Source organism: Streptomyces sp. NPDC104313 (genome assembly GCF_055583985.1).
The window spans coordinates 22,358-43,001 of the sequence record NZ_JBVJMW010000004.1; the positions used below are offsets into that span (position 1 = coordinate 22,358).

Here is a 20,644-nt window from a genome sequence, read left to right on the forward strand (position 1 = left end):
GGTTGCGATCCGCGGTCCGCGTGGAAGATCACTCCGGTGACTTTGCCGGCCCGGGCCATGACCGCGGCCTGGAGCGCGTCGACGACGAGCCCGGCTCGCATGTGCGGGGCCATCGAGTAGCCGAGCACCCGGCGGGAGTGGATGTCGATGACGGAGGCGAGATAGAGCCACACGGCTCCGACCTGCACGTATGTGATGTCACCGCACCACTTCTCGTCCAGAGCGGCGGCGGTGAAGTCCCGCTGGACCAGGTCCGCCACCGGCGGCGCGAGCCGCTCCGGGACGGTCGTGCGCTTCTTCTTGCGCAGGTGGCGGCCGACGATCTGGTACTTGCGCATCAGCCGTGCGACCCGCTTGCGGTTCACCGTATGACCGAAGCCACGTAGTTCGGCATGGACGCGAAGGGCGCCGTAGTTGCCGTGGTGTTCGGCGTGGATGTCGCGGATCTCGGCGACCAGGGCATCCTCGTCGGCCTGCCGGGCGGCCCGCACCTCGGCGCCGACGATCCACTGATAGTAGCCCGAGCGGGAGATCTCCAGCGCCCGGCATATCCGCTTGATGCCGAAGATCCCGGCGTGGGCGGAGACGAAGTCCCAAGCGGCGGTCTTCACTTCATCTCCCGGGCGAAATAGGCGGCTGCCCGACGCAGGATCTCCCGCTCGACCTGCCATTCCTTCTCTGCCCTGGCCAGCCGCGTGTTCTCCGCACGCAGCCGGGCCAGCTCGGCTTCGGTGTCCTGCGTCGCGTCGGCTGCGGCCGGACGGCTCTCAGCGTCACGTACCCAGGTCCGCAGCGTCTCGGGGTTGACATTCAGATCGGCCGCGACATCCCTGAACGTCCTCCTGCCGGCTGAGGCCCGCCACAACGTGATCGCGTCGGACCGAAACTCCGCACTGTACTTCGAGGGCCGTGCCATGTGGATCTACACCTTCCAGGATCACCAAGACCCATTGTCAGGTGTGTCCACACCACAGGGATCACCTCAGGGTGCGATGTTCGACGAACGGCGACAGTGGGACCACGCGCCGTCGCCGTGACTACACGATCCTCGCCCACAGCAGCCCAAACGCGCTGACCGACTGACAGGTGGAGGTCAACCGGCGACGATCACGAGGAGGTGTGGCCCGGCCCTGCAACCCTCAGCTACCTCCGGTTGGTTCGCATAAAGATCAGATACAGGACGGCTCCGATCGGAATGTGCAGCTCCAATGTCGCCGCCGGAGAGAGAATCACTGACAGTTGGATCAGATCGAACATTTCCCGGCCTCCTTCGAGGGATTGTCGAACCGCCCGTGCGGGGCACCGGCGGCGCCTCGGGTTCCCTCCATATGATCCGAACGGTCGGAGCGCAGGAAGGGCTCACAAGGGGGCCCACAACTCGCTGGAGGGGCTCAGAGCGCCCAACTCCCATGTAGCTTTGGGGTAAAAGGAGGCGGGGCAGCATGACTGACACACGGGACGGGGCGAGTCAGAGCAATCTTCGGCTTGAGGAACTCGTGGCCGCATCAGGGATGAGCCGCAAGAGGTTGGCCCATCGGGTGAATGAACTGTCCGCCTGCGATGGAAGATCCAGTCAGTACACCCACACGTCCGTCGCGAACTGGTGCCGCCGTGGAATGGTCCCGAAATGGCCTACTCCGCAGCTCATCTGTCGGTCGTTATCCGAGGTACTGGGCAGGCCGGTGACCCTTCAGGACATCGGCATGCTCGGCACGGAAAGGAACACGGCGCAGCTGGGCCTGGAGTTCGCTCGGCGCCAGGAAGACGCGGTGACCGAAGCAGCAGCCTTTTGGAGCGCAGTGAACCGCCGTCAGTTCCTCACCAGCCAGACGTTCGCCATCTCCGCTTTCAGTACCCCGATGGCCCGCTGGTTGATCGATCCGGCTGAGCCGACCCGGGCCCGTACCTCGGGGCCAGTGGTCGACCGGGGGCACATCGCGGAGCTCAGAGAGGCTTCCGACAGTGCGCGTCTGTGGGACTCGCGGTTCGGTGGGGCCAATCGCATGGCCAAGTCCCTCACGGAGTACCTGTACGACCGGGTGGCCCCGCTGTTGCAGGGCAGCTACTCCGAGCCGGTGGGCCGTGATCTGTTCCGTGTCACCGCAGAGATGGCGCGGCTGGCCGGCTTTACGGCGTTCGACGCAAGCCAGCACGACATCGCCCAGCGTCACTTCATCCAGGCGCTCAGGCTCGCCCGGGCCGGCGGCGACGCCGAACTCGGGTCGTACATCCTCAGCACCATGGCGATGCAGTCGATGACGCGTGGATTCACGTCCGAGGCGATCGACATGGCCCAGGGCGCCTTCCAGCGCGGGCGCGGCCTGAATCCGCGAGTGGCGGGGTTCGCCAAGATGATGGAGGCAAGGGCACACGCCCGTGCGTCCGACGGGCGGGCGACGAGCGCGTGCATCGCCGAGGCGGAACGCCTCCAGGAACGGGCGGACGGAATGGAGAGCCCCGCGTGGATCGGCTTCTTTACCCAGCAGAGGATCGTCACCGACGCGCTGGAAGCATTCCGTGACCTGGGGAATCACCGGGCCGTCTTCGCCTGGAACGCGACGGGCCCCATGCCCTCCGATGCGTTCCTCCGTTCCCGTAGCGTCCGGCTCTCCATGCTGGCCTCCGCCCACGCCCAGAACGGCGACCTGGACCAGAGCCTGCGCCTGGGCCGCGAGTCACTGGCCCTGTTCACTCGGCTGGGCAGCCTGCGCGGAATGGAGTACCTGCGCGTCTATAGCCGCTCCTTGGAGTCCTGGCCCAGGGACGCGCAGGTGGTGGCCTTCAGCGCGGACGTCCGCAAGGCTGCCCGTTCGCTGGCGGCGGCCTGACCGCAAGACCATCGTGCGCTTCGTCCAACGCAAGGACCGACCGCCGACTCCCGAGGAACAACTCAAGCTCGCCTGTTCCCTGCGCGGAACAGCAACCGTGAACTCCTAGGAGCTGTCCGGTCGATCACGTTCGGTGGTGACCCCCACGCGTGCGCATGGGGAGATGGTGACGATGTGGCCGAGGTGGACCGTGAGCCATGTTGGCGGCTGGATGGCTGACGCTCGGCACGAGCATGACGGTGCGCCATATGATGGCCGAGCAGAGTTGAACCAGTAATCGGAGGCACACGTGCGCGAGGCCGGGTTTACAGGGGTAGCAGTAAAGCGATCGGAGATCGAGAACCAGCTCAGGATCGCTAGAGAGCACGGCAACGTCAAGCAGGTAGCAGAGTTGGAGGGAGCTCTTCGAGAACTGGAAGACGCGACTGGCGTCGGACTGCGCAAGGAGCGGGAGCAGGCGGCTATGGACTGCCGGCATGAGGTGGCGCAACGCGAATAGGTTTTGAAGAGGGCAGAGAAGAAAGGGGACGCAGAGAAGATCGAACAAGGGAAGGAAAGGCTTGCCGAGGCGAGGAAGGCGCTGCAAGAGGCTGTGGACGAGCTCGACAGGTAGCTCGCCGCGAGGTACGGGTCAGCGAAGGTCTCCTGGGACCCGTCCGGCCGATCATGTGCGGAGCCAGATGACGAGGGCGGCCGCGGTAACGGTGCCGAGAAAGACATAGACGCGCTTGTCGTAGCGCGTCGCGACGGCACGGTGGTTCTTGAGCTTGTTGATGGCCCGTTCGACGGTGTTTCGCTTCTTGTAGCGCTCCTCGTCGAAGCCGGGGGCCGCCCTCCACGAGAGCCTTTGCGTAGGCGGGCGGCCTGACTGTCGGCCTTCTCTGCGATCGTGTGCGGGATCCCACGACCTCGCAGGTACTCACGGCATGGCCGGTTGCTGTAGGCCCTGTCTGCGGCGACGCTGTCGGGCCGATTGCGGGGCCTGCCCGGTCCCGGGCGAGGAACGCGGATCTTCTCCAGAACCAGCTTGAACTGGGGACTGTCACCCCGCTGTCCGGCGGTGACGAGCAGGGACAACGGGCGACAGCGTCCGTCGGCGCTCAGGTGGATCTTGCTGGTGAAGCCGCCCCGCGAGCGGCCCAGGCCCTCACCTCACGCACCACCTCCACCAGCCGGTCGACGAGGCTCTGCCACGGAGGTTCGGTCTGTGTTCCGCTGCCTTGTCCCTCTTTGAAACAGACAGAGCGGGGGCGGCTCCTTCCGAGCGCCGGCCGCATGCTGATGCGCCCGCACGCTTGTCGAGTCGACCGCAACATCCCAGTCGATGTCACTTGCCGCGTCCGCTGCGGCTTGGGCCCGCTGCAGCAAGTTCTCCCAAGTGCCGTCCGCCGACCACAACCGGTGCCGCTCGTAGACCGTCTTCCACGGTCCGAACCGCTCCGGCAGGTCTCGCCGCTGCACACCGGTCCGTACCCGGTGCAGAATCCCGTCGATCACCTGCCGATGATCCCGCCACCGGCCGCAACGGCCGTTGCTCACCGGCAGGAACGGCCGAAGCCGCTCCCACTCGGCATCCGATAACTCGCCACGCAGACCCCGCCCCACGCGTGGACCAACGAGCCGCGGCTGAACCGGTCACATGATCGGCCGGACAGCTCCTAGGTGAGTCCGAGTGCCAGTTCCGCTACTGAACCTGAGGACACGCTGGGGATGTTGAAGACCTGGATGCCCGCACACTTGGCCGCCGTGAGATCGATGTTGTCGGTTCCGTTGCCCGCTCGGGCGATCACCTTGAGCTGCCGGGCGCCGTTTATGACATTGGCCGACACCTCCACACCGCTACGCAACACGATCGCCTCCATGCCTGGCATGAGGTGGACCAGTTCAGCTTCGGATGGCTACATGTGGACGGTAACGTCGTATGTCACGCGGAACTGCTCCAGCGCTTGAGGAGCGATGGGGTCGACGCCCAAGATTTTGTGACGAACGGGCAAAGAGGGCACAACTGAGTTCACGGGTTGTCTCCCTCTGTCGGCCTGGATGCCTGCGATGGACTATCCGGCGCAGGCTCGGAGGGGGCACGAGGACACTCAAGCGGGCGTGTCCCACAGCGGAGTGTCGAGTCGACGGGATCAGGCATGGAGCTTCTGCCACGTTTTGAGTTGCTGGAGCTCGAAGACGTCACTCACTGCGGCGATGCGGTCCTCCAGTTCGGTGGAGTCACCGCGCCGGCGGATTGACTCGAACGTCTCGCGAAGCGAGGCGACGGTGGCACGCAGCCCATGGTTTGCGTAGATGACGACGGAAACGCCAGCACCAGCGATGTCATCCACGTGCCAGTCCGGGTAGGTGGTAGGAACAATTACGACTGGTCGGCGGCCATCCCAACGCGAGAGAAACGCCTCGACTTGATGCTTCGTCTTGGACTTGGAATGAATGAGAACCGCATCAGCGCCAGCTTCGCAGTATGCGTGGCATCGCTCCAGGGCGACGTCCACGTTCAGGCCGCTGATGAGAGCTTCGGTGCGCGCGACGACGAAGAAATTCTCCGTAGCCTGGGCGCTCTTCGCAGCCTGGATCTTGCCACAGAACGCCTCCGTGCTCAGCAGCGTTTGGTCTCCCTCTGCGAAGCTGTTGAGCTTCGGGAAAAGTTTGTCCTCCATGCAGATGGCGGTAATGCCTGCAGCCTCGTATTCGTGGACCATATGCACCACGTTGAGGTTGTTCCCGTACCCCGTGTCGCAGTCAGCGATGACCGGTATGCCTAGCGCCTTCTGCATGTTCGAGGCGGCCTCCAGGTACTCCGTCATCGTGAGTAGGCTAGCGTCGGGAATACACCGGGCCGCCGACACCTCAAGGCTGGAAGACCATACGGAATCGAAGCCCGCCTGCTGTGCAATCACAGCACCCAGCGCATCGTGCGCTCCGACGACACGAACCAATTCTCCCTTTTCCACTAGCGATCGGAAGGAGGAGTACGAACGCCTGAGCATCTATTTCTCCAATACGTGTCGGCTAAGACGACTTTAGTGAGACGCTCTCAGGCTCAACTGCACTGGGGTGGCGATTTTCTGACGTGCCCGATATGGCACAAGAAGCTTCAAGAGGTAATATTCCAAACACGTTAACCCGGTGTTCAATTGTGAGTCAACTCCTTGTTGGCTATCTGGCCTATTCAAGTTGCCGCGCACGGCAACTTGCGTGCGCAGAGCTATCAGAGGCGTGTGTTGGGGGAGGTGGTGAACCAGAGGTCAGCCCGCGTTCATGTCAATCACCTGTCGCTACCGAACCCATTCGCGTCGAGTCGCACGGGTGGCCTGTATGGGGCCCTTGACGCCGACCCTGCCGTGGGCGTAATTGCGCAACGCTGCAGGCTCTGTCGAAGAAGTAGATGCTGAGGGCGGATCTTCCGATCAGATCTGGCGGGCACCTCTTTAAGAACCCAGATGCTCTTGCTTGGCCCCAGCAGTCACGCTCCTGGCGTCAGTCGTCGTTGAACAGCTGATAGACCTCCACGTCCAGCGTCTGGGCCAGGGGTGGCAGTCGGTCTACCGCGATGCTGGTCCGCCCGGCTTCCACTCCTGCATAGAAGGAACGGTTGAGCCGCGCGCCGACGGCCGTGGCGGTCTGGCTCAGACCAGCGCGTTCGCGCAGCTCCCGCAGCCGCCGCCCGAATGCCGCACGGCCGGTCGGGCTCGGTACGGCGACGTCCTCCGCGTTCTCCATGGAGCCGAATTTAGGGTCTGGCGCAAGTTCCGTGATCTGGTCACGCAGGGTCACGCGAGGAGGACGCTTTTCCGGAGAAGCGGGAATCCGGCGCGTCCGAACATCTGTCGTTTGAGCATCTTGATCCGGTTGACTGCCCCTTCGACCGGGCCGGAGTTCCAGTGGGTGGTCAGTCCGGCGGTCACGGCGTCGAAGTCGCTGTTCAGGCCGGTGGCGAAGCCGCTGATGCCGGGGAGGTTCGCTGCGGCGGCCTGGTTGATCCAAGCTGGCCGGTCTGTGCCGGTGAGCGTGGTGAGCATCTCGGCGAAGGAGCTGACCAGTTCGGCGGCGGTGGCGAGTTCGGGGCAGTGGGCCAGGACGGCCTGGGTCTTGACCCTGGATGTTGAACACGTCTATGCGGCTTGGGCCAGGGTAGTTGCTGTTGGTTGCAAGGCGTTCTCGTAGGCGATGGGAGACCGCTGGCCGAGGCGGGAGTGCCGGCGTCGGGTGTTGTATCGGGTCAGCCAGCGGAACGCGTCGAGCCTGGCCTCGCGCTCGCTCGACCAGCCTTTGCGGCCCTTGAGAGTCTCCCTCTTGAAGGCTGGGGCCGTGCTTGGACAGGCCCGCCCGTCCTTCAGGGGTGCGGACATCCGTGCTCGGCCAGCATGCGGTTCTTTCCCGCGAGGATGTGGGCTTCCATCAGCCGGGCGGCGTCCTCGCCGTTGCCGGCCTCCAACTGGTCGATGATGCGACGGTGCTGCTCGTTGGAGGTGCGCCGGGCGGCAGCGGGTTCGAGCCCGTGCCGGCGGAACAGGTGGAGCTCCTTGGAGACCGCGTCGTAGAGCTCGACGAGTCTGGGGCTGCCGGAGAGGGCGACCAGGCGCCGGTGGAGGTCGACGTTCAGCGGGTAGTAGTCGTCCATGCGGGCGGAGTCGTCAAGCCTGTCCGCCGTGGCCCGCAGCGCCTCGGCCTCCGCCGAGCGGAACCGTGCGGCGGCCAGCCGTCCCGCGAGCCCGAAGAGGCTGGCCCGGATGTCGTAGAGTTGGGCGGCCTCCTCAACTGTGATCTCGCGAACGAACATTCCGCGGTTGGCACGGAACTCGACCAACCTGGTCCGCTCCAGATGTCGGCACGCCTCCCGTACCGGGCCACGGCTGACTCCGAGTCGGGCGGCGAGAGCGGACTCATTGATCCGGTCACCCCCGCTCAACACCCCGTTGATGATCATCTGTTCCAGTTCCTCGACGATCATCTGAGGCAGCGAACTCGCCTGGCGTTCGGCCACTTTGCGCTGGAGCGCTGTCATCTCGTCGGAGTGTTCTCCCACGTCCGCCCGGACCTCCTCATCACAGGTTGGCAACTGTCAACAATTTAACATCGCGGGCCGCGTGAACCAGCGTGGCTGCAGCCCGCGCTCCGTCGAGTACGGCACCAGAAGCGCGAAAGCTGTTAATAAATGCCCCATTTATTAAGATTTGTGCACTGTGAGAGTGGAGTGCAAATCGTTGACAGTTGACGATTGACGGATTCAGACTGTGACCCACGTCATGAGCCGCCAAGGTCTGTGGGGACGGGAAATGAAGATCAAGAACATCCGTGCGAGCGTGCACACCACGTCCATCGAGGTGCCGCTGTTGCGCGAGAGGGTCGCCGGTTACGGTCGGGAGGAGCAGCGGGAGTTCGTCTTCTGCGAGGTGGAGACGGACGAGGGGCTCACCGGGGTGGCCGTCACCGGTCACTTCCTGGCCAGGTCGGTGGTCACCGCTCTGGAGCACCACTTCCTGCCCGTGGTGCGGGATCTGGACCCCCGTGAGGTCGAGGCAGTGCATCAGCGGGTCTGGCGCTCGATCAATCCGAGGACGATGACCGGCGTCGTGTCCAGTGCCCTGTCACTCCTGGACATCGCACTCTGGGACATCGCCGGCAAGCACGCGGGACGGTCGGTGGCCAGTCTGCTGGGCGGGGCGAGGACGCAGGTGCCGGTGTACTCGACATTCGGGTTTCCGCAGTACGACCGCGAACAGCTCGCCCAAGCCGCGAGGCTCCAGCTGGACCTGGGCTTCCGGGCGCTGAAGCTCGTTGTCGGAGTGGACAAGGGCGGCTGGCGGGAGGACGCCGCACGGGTGCGCGTGGTGCGGGAGGCGGTGGGCGAGGACATCGACATCATGATCGACGCCAACTATCTGTACACGCCGACGGACGCGAAGCTGCTGTGCCGTGCGATCGAGGACTGCGGCCTGACCTGGTTCGAGGAGCCGCTGCACCAGAACGACGCGAGGGCGATGGCCGATCTGCGATCACACACCCGTATCCCCCTGGCAGCAGGACAGATGGAGGGGCACCGGTGGCGGCTCCGGGAACTGGTCGAGCACCAGGCGGTCGACATCCTCCAGCCGAACGCCTGCTACTGCGGTGGTTTCACCGAGGCCCGCAAGGCCGCCCACCTGGCGCAGATCTACAACCTGCCGGTGGCACACGGCGGCGGCTGGCCGTTGTTCAGTCTGCACACTCTGGCCGGCCTGATGAACGGCTGGATCCTGGAGTGGCACCTGGGCATGGGCCAGGTCGGCGAGCGGCTCTTCCCGGACGCGCCCCGGCCCGAGAACGGCCATATCACCGTCCCGGACCGGCCGGGCCTCGGACTGGCCGTCGACCGCGACGTGCTCCGGGACACCCTCCAGCCGGCCGCGTAGTCCGGCATCCGGAAGGAGGGTGACGCGCCCATGAACAGCCCGACCGAGAAGGACAGAGAGAACAGCACCGACGACGACACCGAGAACGGCACCCAGAGCGAGCACGGGACCACCCCCGAGGAGGACATCAGGAACTCTTCCGCACCCAGCATCGATCCCCAGCCCGGCGCAGCCCCCGAACGAAGGGCCGGTGCCCCCCCGCGGGAACGCTCTCGCTGGCGCCGAGCCGCCGGCAACACGGGCCTGCAGGTCCTCGCGTCCGCCATCCTGGCCGCGATCTTCGGCATCCTCGTGCCCGACACCGCGGCGGACCTCAAACCGCTCGGCGACGTGTTCATCGACCTGATCCGGCTCACCATCCCGCCGATCGTCTTCCTGGTCGTGGTCACCGGGATCGTGTCCGTGGGCGGGACGAAGGCCGCGGGGCGGATCGCGCTGAAGGCCATCATCTACTTCGAGGTCATCACCACCATCGGCACGCTGCTGGGGCTCGCGGCGATCAACATCTTCCGCCCCGGGGAAGGGGTGGCACCGCCCGCGGGCGCCGACGACGACATCGACAGCTACGTCGACGGCGCGAAAGAGGAGTCGATCGGCGAGTTCCTGCTCGGTCTTATCCCGCACAACGTGGTGGAGGCCTTCGCCAAGGGCGACATCATCCAGATCCTGGTGTTTGCGGTCCTCTTCGCCGTCGCCCTGCTCTTCCTGCCCAAGAAGCAGTCCGATCCGGTGCTGCGCGCCTTCGGCATCCTCGGCGACGTCTTCTTCCGCATCATCGGCATGGTCATCCGCCTGGCCCCGATCGGCGTCTTCGGAGCGGTGGCGTACACGGTCGGCGCGTACGGGCCGGAGGCCCTCACCGCGCTGATGAAGTATGTCGGACTCGCCCTCGCCACCCTCATCGTCTTCCTGACGGTGGTCCTCGGCACGGTCACCCGCGTGATCGGGGTGTCCCTGATCAGACTGATCAAGGGGCTGCGCCGCGAACTGGTCATCGTGCTCGGCACGTCCTCCTCGGAGGCCGTCATGCCGCATCTCATCGCGAGACTCCAGCAGTTCGGCTGCAAACGCCATGTGGTCGGACTCGTCGTGCCGACCGGGTACTCGTTCAACCTCGACGGCGTCGCGGTCGTGGTCCCCATGTCGGCGGTGTTCATCGCCCAGGTGTACGGCGTCCCGCTCACCTTCACCGATCAGCTCACGCTGTTCCTGGTGTTCCTGTTCGTGTCCAAGGGCACCGCGGGTGTGACGGGATCCGCGTTCATCACCCTGGCGAACCTCATCGCCGCAGTCGGGTTCATACCCATCGGCGGCCTCGCACTGATCCTCTCCATCGAACGTTTCCTCTCCCTGATGCGCGCGATCACGAACGTGCTCGGCAACGCGGTCGCGGGCATCGCCATCGCACGCTGGGAACCCGGGGGGATCGACGAGGAACGGTTCGCCGCCACCATCGCACGCCGCCGTACCCGCACCCCAGGAGGGAAGTAGTGCCCAGGATCACCGCCATCCACGAAGGCACCGTCCCGATCAGCTCGTCCATGAGCAACGCGTACATCAACTTCAAGAACATGGACTGTTCGATCGTCGCTGTGCAGTCCGATGTCATCCGGAACGGACGGCCCCTCGTCGGATACGGATTCAACTCCAACGGCCGCTACAGCGTCGGCGAGATCCTGCGCCGCCGCATCATCCCCCGCCTCCTCCAGGCGCCCCCCGGGGACCTGCTGACCGAGGACGGAAGGAACATCGACCCGGCCCGGGCCTGGGACGCGATGACACGGGACGAGAAGCCGGGCGGTCACGGCGAACGGCCCGTCGCCGTCGGCGTGGTCGACATGGCCCTGCACGACCTCGCCGCCAAGATCGACGGCCTGCCCCTCCACCACTGGCTCGCCCGGCACCACAACCTGGGCGAACCGGACCGCGACGTGTTCGTCTACGCGGCCGGCGGATACTACGCCCCCGGCAAGGGTCTGCGTGAACTCCAGGACGAGATACGGCGCTTCATCGACCTCGGCTACCGCGTGGTGAAGATCAAGATAGGAGGGAACGAAGGTCTCCCGGAGGACCTTCGGCGCATCGAGGCGGTACTGAAGGTGCTCGACGGAGCGGGCGACCGCCTCGCGGTCGACGCCAACGGCCGCTTCGACCTGGAGACCGCCCTGACCTACGGCAGGGCACTCGAACCGTACGGCCTGTTCTGGTACGAGGAACCGGGAGACCCGCTCGACTTCGCCCAGCACGCCGCACTCGCCGAGAGCTACCAGGGTCCGCTCGCCACCGGCGAGAACATCTTCTCCCTGCCCGACACCCGCAATCTTCTGCGCTATGCCGGCATGCGCCCCGACCGCGACATCATCCAGATCGACCCGGTACTCAGCTACGGGCTGGTGGAGTACCGCCGCATCCTGGACCTGCTCGCCCGGCACGGCTGGTCCCCGCGCCGCTGCGTGCCCCACGGCGGCCACCAGTTCTCCCTGCACATCGCCGCTGCCTTCCAGCTCGGCGGCAACGAGTCCTACCCGGGCGAGTTCCAGCCCACCGGTGGCTTCGCCGACACCGCTGTCGTCGTCGACGGACGCGTCGCCCTCACCGACGTCCCGGGCATCGGCTTCGAGGAGAAAGCAGATCTCTATCAGGTCTTCCGCGCGCTGCATCAGTGATACGCGGGCTGCGGACGCCCGAGAGGTGTGAGCAACGGTGCCCCAGGCACCGTTGCTCACCTGCTTCCCACGAGCCAGGGCACGAGGGGCCGGGCTTCCGGTGGGCCTCTCGCCGCCGTTGCCCTTCCGCAGCCGCGCCTGTCCCAGCGACGGATCCTGCTGAACCGCTATCGGCAGGGCGGCTGTCCGCGGGGGCCCGGCTGCGGATCGGCACGCCCCGCGCGGAGGGCCGCTGTCAGTCGCCCGCCACGGCCCGGCGGTCCTTGAGTGCGCGTACCTTCGCGTTCTCGATGTGCTGCCGCATCAGGTCGGCGGCACCCTCGGCGTCTCCGGAGTCCAGCGCGTCATGGACCGCGGCGTGGTCGCGCGCGGGTGAGTGTGCGTCGGAGGAGCCGAGTTCGGTGAAGAGCCGGAAGCGCTGTACATGGCCGCTCAGTGAGCGGTATGCCGACTCCAGGAACGGGTTGGCCGACTGCTTGGCGATCAGCAGATGGAACCGCTCGTCGGCAGACAGGTAGGCGTGTACCGACGCCGAACCGTCCTCTGTGGCGCAGCGCCGCAGATCCTCGATGCTGTCGGCGAGGTCCTGGAGGAATTCGGGGGTCGTGCGGCGGCCCGCCTCGTAGGTGAGCGTCGGCTCCAGCGCAAGGCGCGCGTCCATCAGCTTGATCAGTTCGCTCTCGCTGAAGAGCGGGGCGACGCGGTAGCCCTTGAGAGCCTCGCGTCGTACCAGACCGGTGTGTTCGAGCCGTGCGAGAGCCTCGCGGAGCGGAGTCTGGCTGACGTTCAGCTCGCGGGAGAGCGCGCCGATGTTGAGGGCCTGGCCGGGTGACCACAGTCCGTCCATGAACTGCTTGAGCAGCGCGTCGTACATCTGGTCGGCCAAGGGTTGCCGATCGGACGGGCGCCTAGCCATGTGAGTCTCCTTTGTCGCTCGATGGTAGCGCGGCCGTCCTCCCTGTCGATCAACCTCCGTTCATCATCGCTATAGTCTGTGGTGCAATCCTATACTATAGTTCGGTCATCGAGGGCTGTGCGCCCCAGACCGTGCCATCGCAGAACGCAGAGGATTCCCATGACGCAGCGCTCCGAAGACCGTGCGCCCCGTGTGCTCATCACGACGCCCTATCTCGAACCCGGTGGCGCGGTGGACCGGATGCTCCGGGACGCCGGTCTTGAGACGGTCTTCGGCCGGGGTGCCGACCGGGAGGCCGCCGGGCGCACCCTGGCGGAGTACGTCGCGGATGTGGCGGGCGTCGTCGCCGGCACAGACCCCTTCTCCGCCGAGGTCATCGAAGCGGCCCCGGCGCTGAGGATCCTCAGCCGCTGCGGTGTCGGCTACGACAACATCGATGTCGCGGCGGCGAGCCGGCACGGGGTCGCGGTCACCATCACCCCGGGCACCAACCGCGTATCCGTCGCCGAGCACGTCCTGGCGCTGATGCTGAACTGCGCCCGGCGCATCCCGCAGAACGTCGCCACGGTACGCGCAGGCGGCTGGACACAGGAGAGCGGCCGGGAACTGTACGGCAGCACGCTCGGCGTGGTCGGCCTCGGTTCCATCGGCAAGAGCGTCACCCGCGCGGCACTCGCCCTCGGCATGCGCGTCGTCGCCCACGACCCCTGGCTCGACGAGGAGTTCCTCAAGGAGACCGGCATCGAGACGGGGCCCCTCGACACGGTGCTGGCCGCGGCCGACTTCCTCACCCTGCACATCTCCCTGGACGAGACCACCCGGCATCTGATCGACACGGCCGCCCTGCGCCGGATGAAGCCCGACGCGTATCTGATCAACACCGCCCGGGGCGGGGTCGTGGACGAGGACGCGCTCGCCGACGCGGTCGAGAATGGCCGACTGGCGGGCGCGGCGCTGGATGTGACCGAGCGCGAACCGCTGCCAGCCGACAGCAGGCTGCGCGGGTTGGACAGCATCCTGGTCACCGCGCACATCGCCGCCGCCACGGTGGAGGCCCGTGCCAGGTCAGGCGCCCTGGCCGCCCAGCAGGTGATCGACCTGCTCGCCGGCCGCGTTCCGGCACACCTCGTCAACCCCGGCCACGCCGGCGCCCCCGCCGGAGCACGCTGATGCGGGCGCCGAACGGGCTGCGCTTCGACGCCAACCTCAAGTGGCTGTTCACCGAGGTCCCCTTCGAGGAACGGTTCGAAGCCGCCGCCGGCGCGGGCTTCACCGCCGTCGAATACGCCGACCCCTACCCGTACCCCGCCGCCCGTCTGCGCCGACGCCTCACCGACGCGGGACTGCGCCAGATACTGATCAACGCGCCGATGGGGGAACCCGGTTCACCGGAGCGGGCGGGCGTGGGCTGCCTGCCAGGTCGCACCGACCGGTTCCGGGCGGACCTCGAACGCGGCCTCGACTACGCGACCGAACTGGAGTGCGACTTCCTGCATGTGCTGGGTGGCATACGACCCGCCGACGTCAGCCATGACCGCGCCTTCGCCACCTATGTCACCAACCTCGCCTGGGCCGTCGAGCGGGCACAGGGCACGGGAGTGTGCCTGGTCATCGAGGCACAGAACAGCCGGGATGTGCCCGGCTTCCTCTTGGACACCCAGGCGCGCGCCGCCGCGGTGGTGGAAGCCCTCGGGAAGCCGGACGGGCTCGGGCTGCTTCTGGACCTCTACCACGTGCAGGTCCAGGAGGGCGACCTCATCACGACGCTGCGCGAGCACCTGCCCCTTGTCCGGCACCTCCAGATCGCCGGCCCCCCGGACCGGACGGAACCGGGCAGCGGCGAAATCTCCTGGCCGTATGTCTTCGACACGCTGCTGGACGCCTCGTACCCGGGCTGGATCGGGTGCGAGTACCGCCCGGCGAACGGCACGCTGAACGGGCTCTCCTGGCTCACCGCGCAGGCCGGAACGGCGAAGGCCCGGGCGGAGGGAACCCGGTGAGCGGGGAAACCACGGACGGACTCCGTGTACCGAGGGTCGCACTGATCAGTGCCGTCCCCACCGCCATCGCCCCGGCGGTCGCCGGACTGGCGGAGGAGTTCCCGGAAGCCGAGCCCTGGAACCTGCTGGACGACCGGCTACTGGCCGACGCGCCCCTGGACGGCCCACTGCCACCGGCCCTCCTCGGCCGAATGGGCCGCCTGATCGACTACGCCCTGGCGGGTGGAGCCGATGGGGTGCTGCTGACCTGCTCCCTGTACGGATCGGTCGTCGCAGCCGTCGACACGCCGGTACCCCTGCTGGCTCCCGACACGGCAGCCTTCGAACGGGCGCTGGCCCCGGGGTTCGGCCGAGTGCTCGTCCTCGCCTCCTTGAAGGCCGCGATGTGGGACTCGGCGGCCCGCTTCTCGGCGGCAGCGGTAGCGGCGGGCTCGGCGACCGAAACCGTCGGCGTGTTCGCCCCCGGGGCCTTCGACGCGGTCCGCCGCAATGATCCCTCCGCGCTGCTCGAAGCACTCCGGACCGCATGCCTGTCCCAGCTGGCCGACGCCGACGCGGTACTGCTCGCCCAGTACTCGCTGGCACCCGCCGCCGCTGTGCTGTCCAACGAGCTGGGGGTGCCCGTTGTCTCCGGCCCACAGGCCGCCGCCGCCGCCCTGCGTTCCGCCCTCACCAGGAGACCCGTATGACCGCCCGTCACGACAACCGAACCCCGGCACAACAGCAGGCCGGCACCGCGCCGCTCGGAGTCCTCGCCGACGATTTCACCGGCGCGACCGATGTCGCCGTGGCTCTGCGTCGCGCCGGACTGAGGACCCTGCTGTTCTTCGGCGTTCCCGACAGCGGGGGTGCAGGAATCCGCGAGGGTGACGACGCCCGGCTGCCCGAGCACGAGGCGCTGGTCGTCGCACTGAAGAGCCGCATGGTGCCCGCGGCCGACGCCGTGGCCGCGTCCACGAGCGCGCTGGAGTGGCTGCGCGGTCAGGGCGCGGGACAGATCTACTTCAAGTTCTGCTCGACCTTCGACTCGACCCCGCGCGGCAACATCGGCCCGGTCCTGGACCGGCTGGTCGAGTCGACCGGAGCCGGTCCCGTCCTGCTGACCCCCAGCTCGCCGGAGCACCTGCGGACCCAGTACCAGGGGCATCTCTTCGTGGACGACCTCCTGCTCGGCGACTCGCACATGCGCGACCACCCCGTCACACCCATGACGGACTCGCACCTGCCCGGCCTGTTGCGGGCCCAGACGGCCGAGCAGGTGGCCCTGATCAGCCTCACCACGGTGCGCCGGGGGGTGACCGCGGTGCACGACGCGCTGGCGGCGGCCGGGGCGCACGGCGCGCGCCATGTGCTGGCCGACGCCATCGACGAAAGCGATCTGCGCACACTAGGCCGGGCCGTGCTCGACGCACCGCTCGTCGCCGGCGCCGCCGGACTGGCCGGGGGAATCGGGCACGCCCGTGCCGAGCAGCGCGCCCGCCTCGCGCCGGGCACCGGACGGAAGACGGGTGACGGGGGAGCGGAGACTCCCGGCACCTCGGTGGCGCCCGGCGGATCGGCCGCCGTCCTGAGCGGGAGCTGCTCCCGCCGCACCCTTGAACAGCTGGCGGTATTCACCGCCGCGGGCAGACCCGGGTACTACCTGGACGCGGTGGCGACACCGGATCCCGCGGCGCTCACCGATGCGGCCCTCACCTGGTACGACTCCCTGCCCGCCGATGGCGGCGCACCCGTCCTGTACTCCTCGGTCGACCCCCGGCGACTGCGGGACATACAGCGGGCGCTGGGCGTGGAACGGTCGGCCGCCGTACTGGAGGAGGCGACAGGGCGCATCGCGGTCGGGCTGGTCGCACGCGGGGTGGGCCGACTGGTCGCCGCCGGCGGCGAGACCTCCGGCGCGGTCGTCGCCGCGCTCGGGATCACCGGCGCACAGGTGGGCACCGAGGCCGCGCGCGGCGTCCCCTGGATCCACCCCCTGGACGACGGCCCCCCGGCGCTCCTCCTCAAGTCCGGCAACTTCGGCGGTCCCGACCTGCTCCTCGACGCCTCCGCGTCTCCCACCGGACAGGGGGACCGCGCATGAGCAGGCCCGAACACAGGGCCGAGCGGGACCGCCTCATCGCCACCGCACGTGCCATCACCGCCCGCTCGCTGACGCACGGGAGCACGGGCAACGTCTCGATACGCGCCGGTGCACACATCCTGGTGACACCCACGGGATCCGGTCTGGCCACCGTGCGCGCCGAGGACCTCTCCGTGATCGACGCCGACGGCGCCCATGTGTCAGGCGGCCAACCGTCCAAAGAGGCATTTCTGCACGCCGCGATCCTCCGCGCCAGGCCAGGCGCCGGTGCCGTGGTGCACACCCACTCCACGCACGCGGCGGCCGTCTCTTGCCTGGCAGACATCGACCGACGAGACGCCCTGCCGCCGTTGACCGCCTACTACGCGATGCGTGTCGGTGCCCTCCCGATGCTGTCCTACTTCGCCCCCGGCGACAGCCGGATGGCCGCAGCCGTCGAAGCGCTGGCCGCGGAGCACGCCGCACTCCTCCTGAGCAACCACGGACCCTTCACCTCCGCCCCCGACCCGGAGCGCGCACTGGAGATGGCCGAGGAGATCGAGGAGATGGCCAAAGTCTTCCTCCTGCTGCGCGGAGCCCGCACCCGTCCGCTGACCCGGGCCCAGCGCGCCGAACTGCGCCCCGCCTCCCACTGACCCACCCCCCCCGAAACACCGTGAGGAGACCCAAGGCCCCGGGGCCTTCCCCCAGGGCATCGGCTCCCCACCCCTGTGAAAGGACGACGATGTCCGCGGAAACATCACACGCGGTGTCACTCTTCAGCGCCCTGGCGGTGAAGAAGGCCCTCGGCGACGTGATTCTCACGGCGTTCACCCAGAAGACCGGAACAGCCGTCGACGGCGTCTACGACCCGACGAACGTGCTGCTGCGCAGGATTGAGAGGGGTGCCCGGCCGGACGTCATGGTCGGCGTGACCGGGGCGTTCCCCGCGCTGTGCGAATCGGGGGTGATCAACCCCTCCTCGGTGCGGAGCATCGCCCGGGTCGGCATCGGCCTGGCCGTACCGCCCGGTGCCGAGCGGCCCGCTGTCGACAGTGTCGAAGAGCTGATCACGGCGCTCCGCTCGGCCCGCTCGGTCGCCTATTCCCGCACCGGGGCCAGCGGGGTCCACTTCGCCGCGCTGCTGGAGCGGCTCGGTATAGCGGACGAGGTGAACGCGCGGGCCACGGTCGTGGAGAAGGGCTTCACGGCGCTGGCCGTGGTCGACGGCCGGGCGGATCTGGCCGTGCAGCAGCTCAGTGAGCTGCTGTTCGTGCCCGAGGCCCGGGTGGTGGGGCCGTTGCCGGACGGAGCCCAGCACTTCACCGAGCTCTCGGTGGCGCTGGGCACCGCGGCTGTCGAAAGGACCGGGGCCCGTGCGCTGCACACCTTCCTCACCGGAGAGGAGGCGGGAGATGCGTACCGGAGAGCCGGACTGGAAGCGCTGCCACAGGACTGAGCCCGCCACGGCCGCAGACCCGTTCGCCCCTGCCCGTTCCGTCCGACGGGGGCGAGGCCGGTGAACGCGATACTCGCACTGGTCGCCTTCATCGGGGCCATCATCGTGTGGAACGTGGGGTTCAAACGCAACATCGGCGAGTCTATGATCGTCGGCTTCCTCGTCAGCGCCGCCTTCGCCGGTACCGACGCACCACGCATCGCCCGGGAGAGCCTCCTGGAGGGGCTGAAGTCGCACGTCACCTTCGCTGCCCTGGCCTTCGTCTTCGTCAGTGAACTGCTGACGCGAACGGGGCTCGTGCAGCGGATGATCGACATCCTCAGCTCGCTCCTCGGCCGACGTGAGGGCGGCTCCGCGTACGCGGCGACCGTCTCGGCCGGCCTCTTCGGCGCCGTCGCCCACAACGGCGCGGCGATCGTGGCCACCATCGGCTCCATCACCATCCCCTGGATGAAACGCTCCAAGGCGAGTGGTGAGACCGCGGCGCTGGTCCTCGCCGGGAACGCGGGCGTCGGCGCCACCTTCCCGTTCAGCGGAGCCTTCTTCATCCTGCTCGCGGCGCCCACCGTCATGCCGGTCCTCCAAGCGGATGACGTGGTCGGCACGATCTTCGTCGTGGGCGCCTGGATGGTCGCCATGCGGCTGGTCATCGCCTACGTCATAGTCAAGCGACGGGGTGTGGGCTCGATGGCGGCACAGGACATCCACCCGCTGCGCCAAACGTTCGCCGCGGGCTGGACCTCACTGATCGTCCTGGCCGCCATCGCGGTGCCCATCCTCTTGACGACCTCACCGACCAGCGATCTCATCGGCGACCGGATGGACGGGCTGGATGTCTCCGACACCGTGCCGCTGCTGGTCTGGCTGCCCGTGGTGATGCTGCTCGCGGGACTGCTCGTCGAACGGCGGTCGCTCCCGCACGGCGGCCGGGAATGGTGGACGCTCCTGTCGGAGATCAGCCCCAAACTCGGCCTGATCGGCGTGACGATGGTCTCGGCCTTCGCCGCCTCCAACGTCCTGAGCACTCTGGGCATCGGCGAACAGCTCACCCCCTACCTGGAGCGCCTGGACGGTGTGCCGCAGACCGTCGCGGCCCTCGTCGTGGGAGCGATCGTGGTCGTCGTCGCGGGCCCCCTCAACACGACCTCCACACTCGCGGCCGTCGGGCCCGTCGCCTTCGCCGCACTGACAGCAGCCGGCGTCCCGCCGTACATCGCCTTCGCCGCCATCATCGTGTGGGCCTCGTCAGAGGGCTGCTCACCACCGGGCGCCGCGCCGCTGTACGTGGCGGCCGGCATCGCCTCCATCAATCCGGTGCGGATCTTCGTTCCTGTGACGCTCTACTACCTCCTGCCCTCCTATGTGATGGGCGTCCTGATGGTGATGGGAGCGATATGGATTCCCGGATGAGGAGCACCAGGATGTACGCGATCTGCCTGAACACCTCCCGCATTCTCGTCGCACTCTTCCTCCTCGGCGGAATCGTGGTGGTCGCGGGCCAGACGGTGGCGATGGCCCTCGGCTCCGCGAGACTCATGACGAGCTTCGGCTCGGAGGTCACCGACATCGTCTGCATCCTGGCCGGTCTGGCAGGCGTTTTCGCCTTCCTGCTCCACTACAGGGCGGAGGGGAAGGAGAGGGCTGAGGAGTGGAGCGAGTGATCCGAAAGGGCATACCGGACACCTGACCGAAAGGCCTGAGCGGCGTGACCTGGCGCCCGACATTCGCGAACTGCGCATGATCACCATCAACGCCCGCAAAGCGACGCACACACCCGGATCCCTCTCGGAGGTGCATCGCCGTATCAAGGGCCTGAGAGGAGAAGAGGACGCTCTGCCGTGGAGCATCCTGTGAACCAGTAGCTCCTCGACCGTCGGGACCCCCATCTCTGCGGTTCCCAGGAATGAGCAGCAGGCAGGTAGGGCCTGGGGTCAAGGCCCTACCTGCCCCGCACCCCGGCACGATCGGCTCCCGCGCGCCGGGGCTGTGGTCTGCCGGGCAACGACCGCAGTCCAGCCCCCGCAGCAAGAAACCGGAGCGCGCCACTGACGCTTCGGCAGCCGCCGTGATGCGCCGGAGCCCCCGGTGCCTCATGCAAGGTGCAGCTTGTACTGCGACCACAGGCAGACAGCAATGGCGCTCTCCGCCCAGCCCCTGATCGAACGAACTCCGGCTACCCGGTTCGACACCCAGGTGCCATCCGGCCCCGCGCACACGACCAGTGGCAGCCCCCGCCCCAGGTCTCAAGGGCTTCTGTCCCTGATCGGACGATTGAGAGGTGGACACAGAGGCCCGACGGCCGTAGGCGCCGGACC

General features: G+C 67.6%; 19 protein-coding genes and 3 pseudogenes. 13 read left to right on the forward strand and 9 right to left on the reverse strand.

Annotated elements, in window-relative coordinates:
• Nucleotides 1–2: 2 nt before the first annotated feature.
• A pseudogene (locus ACZ60Q_RS10575) lies at nucleotides 3–916 on the reverse strand (IS3 family transposase); the annotation flags it as partial.
• A gap of 766 nt (nucleotides 917–1,682) precedes the next feature.
• On the opposite strand from ACZ60Q_RS10575, the gene ACZ60Q_RS10580 reads away from it, so the two are divergent.
• Entirely contained in the window at nucleotides 1,683–2,828 is a 1,146-nt protein-coding gene (locus ACZ60Q_RS10580) for a sporulation protein (RefSeq protein ID WP_469631376.1), read from the forward strand.
• Between the two features lie 289 nt (nucleotides 2,829–3,117).
• A complete protein-coding gene (locus tag ACZ60Q_RS10585; RefSeq protein ID WP_469631379.1) occupies nucleotides 3,118–3,327 on the forward strand; it encodes a DUF1090 family protein in 210 nt (69 codons plus the stop codon).
• Nucleotides 3,328–3,492: 165 nt separating this feature from the next.
• On the opposite strand, the pseudogene ACZ60Q_RS10590 reads toward ACZ60Q_RS10585, so the two are convergent.
• The 7 genes and pseudogenes from ACZ60Q_RS10590 to ACZ60Q_RS10620 form a co-directional block, all read right to left on the reverse strand.
• Nucleotides 3,493–4,421, reverse strand: a pseudogene (locus ACZ60Q_RS10590) (IS5 family transposase).
• Nucleotides 4,422–4,486: 65 nt separating this feature from the next.
• The gene (locus ACZ60Q_RS10595; RefSeq protein WP_469632712.1) at nucleotides 4,487–4,711 is read right to left on the reverse strand and encodes a hypothetical protein; all 225 of its coding nucleotides are present in this window, start codon (nucleotides 4,709–4,711) and stop codon (nucleotides 4,487–4,489) included.
• A gap of 249 nt (nucleotides 4,712–4,960) precedes the next feature.
• Nucleotides 4,961–5,821 carry an isocitrate lyase/phosphoenolpyruvate mutase family protein gene (locus ACZ60Q_RS10600; RefSeq protein WP_469631382.1) on the reverse strand — a complete coding sequence of 287 codons (861 nt, stop codon included), beginning with the start codon at nucleotides 5,819–5,821 and terminating at the stop codon, nucleotides 4,961–4,963.
• A 490-nt stretch (nucleotides 5,822–6,311) separates the two neighbouring features.
• The gene (locus ACZ60Q_RS10605; RefSeq protein ID WP_469631384.1) at nucleotides 6,312–6,554 is read right to left on the reverse strand and encodes a helix-turn-helix domain-containing protein; all 243 of its coding nucleotides are present in this window, start codon (nucleotides 6,552–6,554) and stop codon (nucleotides 6,312–6,314) included.
• Nucleotides 6,555–6,604: 50 nt separating this feature from the next.
• Nucleotides 6,605–6,913, reverse strand: a pseudogene (locus ACZ60Q_RS10610) (transposase); the annotation flags it as partial.
• 33 nt (nucleotides 6,914–6,946) lie between these two features.
• Complete coding sequence (locus tag ACZ60Q_RS10615; RefSeq protein WP_469631388.1) at nucleotides 6,947–7,183, reverse strand: integrase core domain-containing protein; 237 nt, start codon at nucleotides 7,181–7,183, stop codon at nucleotides 6,947–6,949.
• Nucleotides 7,168–7,860, reverse strand: a complete 693-nt coding sequence (locus ACZ60Q_RS10620) for an FCD domain-containing protein (RefSeq protein ID WP_469631391.1) — start codon at nucleotides 7,858–7,860, stop codon at nucleotides 7,168–7,170. Before ACZ60Q_RS10620 ends, ACZ60Q_RS10615 begins: the two co-directional genes overlap by 16 nt.
• Nucleotides 7,861–8,110: 250 nt before the next feature.
• Here ACZ60Q_RS10620 and ACZ60Q_RS10625 point away from each other — a divergent pair, with 250 nt between their 5' ends.
• Genes ACZ60Q_RS10625 through ACZ60Q_RS10635 form a run of 3 tightly spaced genes read left to right on the forward strand, consistent with a single transcriptional unit; the run spans nucleotide 8,111 to nucleotide 11,892 of the window.
• Nucleotides 8,111–9,226 carry a mandelate racemase/muconate lactonizing enzyme family protein gene (locus ACZ60Q_RS10625; protein ID WP_469631392.1) on the forward strand — a complete coding sequence of 372 codons (1,116 nt, stop codon included), beginning with the start codon at nucleotides 8,111–8,113 and terminating at the stop codon, nucleotides 9,224–9,226.
• 30 nt (nucleotides 9,227–9,256) lie between these two features.
• Nucleotides 9,257–10,717, forward strand: coding sequence for a cation:dicarboxylate symporter family transporter (locus ACZ60Q_RS10630; RefSeq protein ID WP_469631395.1), 1,461 nt, complete (start codon nucleotides 9,257–9,259; stop codon nucleotides 10,715–10,717).
• Nucleotides 10,717–11,892, forward strand: coding sequence for a mandelate racemase/muconate lactonizing enzyme family protein (locus ACZ60Q_RS10635; protein WP_469631398.1), 1,176 nt, complete (start codon nucleotides 10,717–10,719; stop codon nucleotides 11,890–11,892). Before ACZ60Q_RS10630 ends, ACZ60Q_RS10635 begins: the two co-directional genes overlap by 1 nt.
• 235 nt (nucleotides 11,893–12,127) lie before the next feature.
• On the opposite strand, the gene ACZ60Q_RS10640 is transcribed toward ACZ60Q_RS10635, so the two are convergent.
• On the reverse strand, nucleotides 12,128–12,808 hold the full coding sequence (locus ACZ60Q_RS10640) for a GntR family transcriptional regulator (protein WP_469631401.1): 681 nt from the start codon (nucleotides 12,806–12,808) through the stop codon (nucleotides 12,128–12,130).
• A 159-nt stretch (nucleotides 12,809–12,967) separates the two neighbouring features.
• Between ACZ60Q_RS10640 and ACZ60Q_RS10645 the strand changes: the two genes are divergently transcribed.
• The 8 genes from ACZ60Q_RS10645 (at nucleotide 12,968) to ACZ60Q_RS10680 (ending at nucleotide 19,990) form a co-directional block, all read left to right on the forward strand.
• On the forward strand, nucleotides 12,968–13,978 hold the full coding sequence (locus ACZ60Q_RS10645) for a phosphoglycerate dehydrogenase (protein WP_469631403.1): 1,011 nt from the start codon (nucleotides 12,968–12,970) through the stop codon (nucleotides 13,976–13,978).
• Nucleotides 13,978–14,808, forward strand: coding sequence for a hydroxypyruvate isomerase family protein (locus ACZ60Q_RS10650; RefSeq protein ID WP_469631406.1), 831 nt, complete (start codon nucleotides 13,978–13,980; stop codon nucleotides 14,806–14,808). The genes ACZ60Q_RS10645 and ACZ60Q_RS10650 overlap by 1 nt, the downstream gene beginning before the upstream one ends.
• The gene (locus ACZ60Q_RS10655; protein ID WP_469631409.1) at nucleotides 14,805–15,497 is read left to right on the forward strand and encodes an aspartate/glutamate racemase family protein; all 693 of its coding nucleotides are present in this window, start codon (nucleotides 14,805–14,807) and stop codon (nucleotides 15,495–15,497) included. The genes ACZ60Q_RS10650 and ACZ60Q_RS10655 overlap by 4 nt, the downstream gene beginning before the upstream one ends.
• The gene (gene otnK, locus ACZ60Q_RS10660; protein WP_469631411.1) at nucleotides 15,494–16,891 is read left to right on the forward strand and encodes a 3-oxo-tetronate kinase; all 1,398 of its coding nucleotides are present in this window, start codon (nucleotides 15,494–15,496) and stop codon (nucleotides 16,889–16,891) included. Before ACZ60Q_RS10655 ends, otnK begins: the two co-directional genes overlap by 4 nt.
• Nucleotides 16,888–17,526, forward strand: coding sequence for a class II aldolase/adducin family protein (locus ACZ60Q_RS10665; protein ID WP_469631414.1), 639 nt, complete (start codon nucleotides 16,888–16,890; stop codon nucleotides 17,524–17,526). The genes otnK and ACZ60Q_RS10665 overlap by 4 nt, the downstream gene beginning before the upstream one ends.
• A gap of 113 nt (nucleotides 17,527–17,639) precedes the next feature.
• Nucleotides 17,640–18,329, forward strand: a complete 690-nt coding sequence (locus tag ACZ60Q_RS10670; RefSeq protein ID WP_469631417.1) for a molybdate ABC transporter substrate-binding protein — start codon at nucleotides 17,640–17,642, stop codon at nucleotides 18,327–18,329.
• Between the two features lie 60 nt (nucleotides 18,330–18,389).
• Nucleotides 18,390–19,739 carry a TRAP transporter large permease subunit gene (locus tag ACZ60Q_RS10675; RefSeq protein WP_469631420.1) on the forward strand — a complete coding sequence of 450 codons (1,350 nt, stop codon included), beginning with the start codon at nucleotides 18,390–18,392 and terminating at the stop codon, nucleotides 19,737–19,739.
• The gene (locus ACZ60Q_RS10680) at nucleotides 19,736–19,990 is read left to right on the forward strand and encodes a hypothetical protein (RefSeq protein WP_469631422.1); all 255 of its coding nucleotides are present in this window, start codon (nucleotides 19,736–19,738) and stop codon (nucleotides 19,988–19,990) included. The genes ACZ60Q_RS10675 and ACZ60Q_RS10680 overlap by 4 nt, the downstream gene beginning before the upstream one ends.
• Nucleotides 19,991–20,644 lie beyond the last annotated feature (654 nt).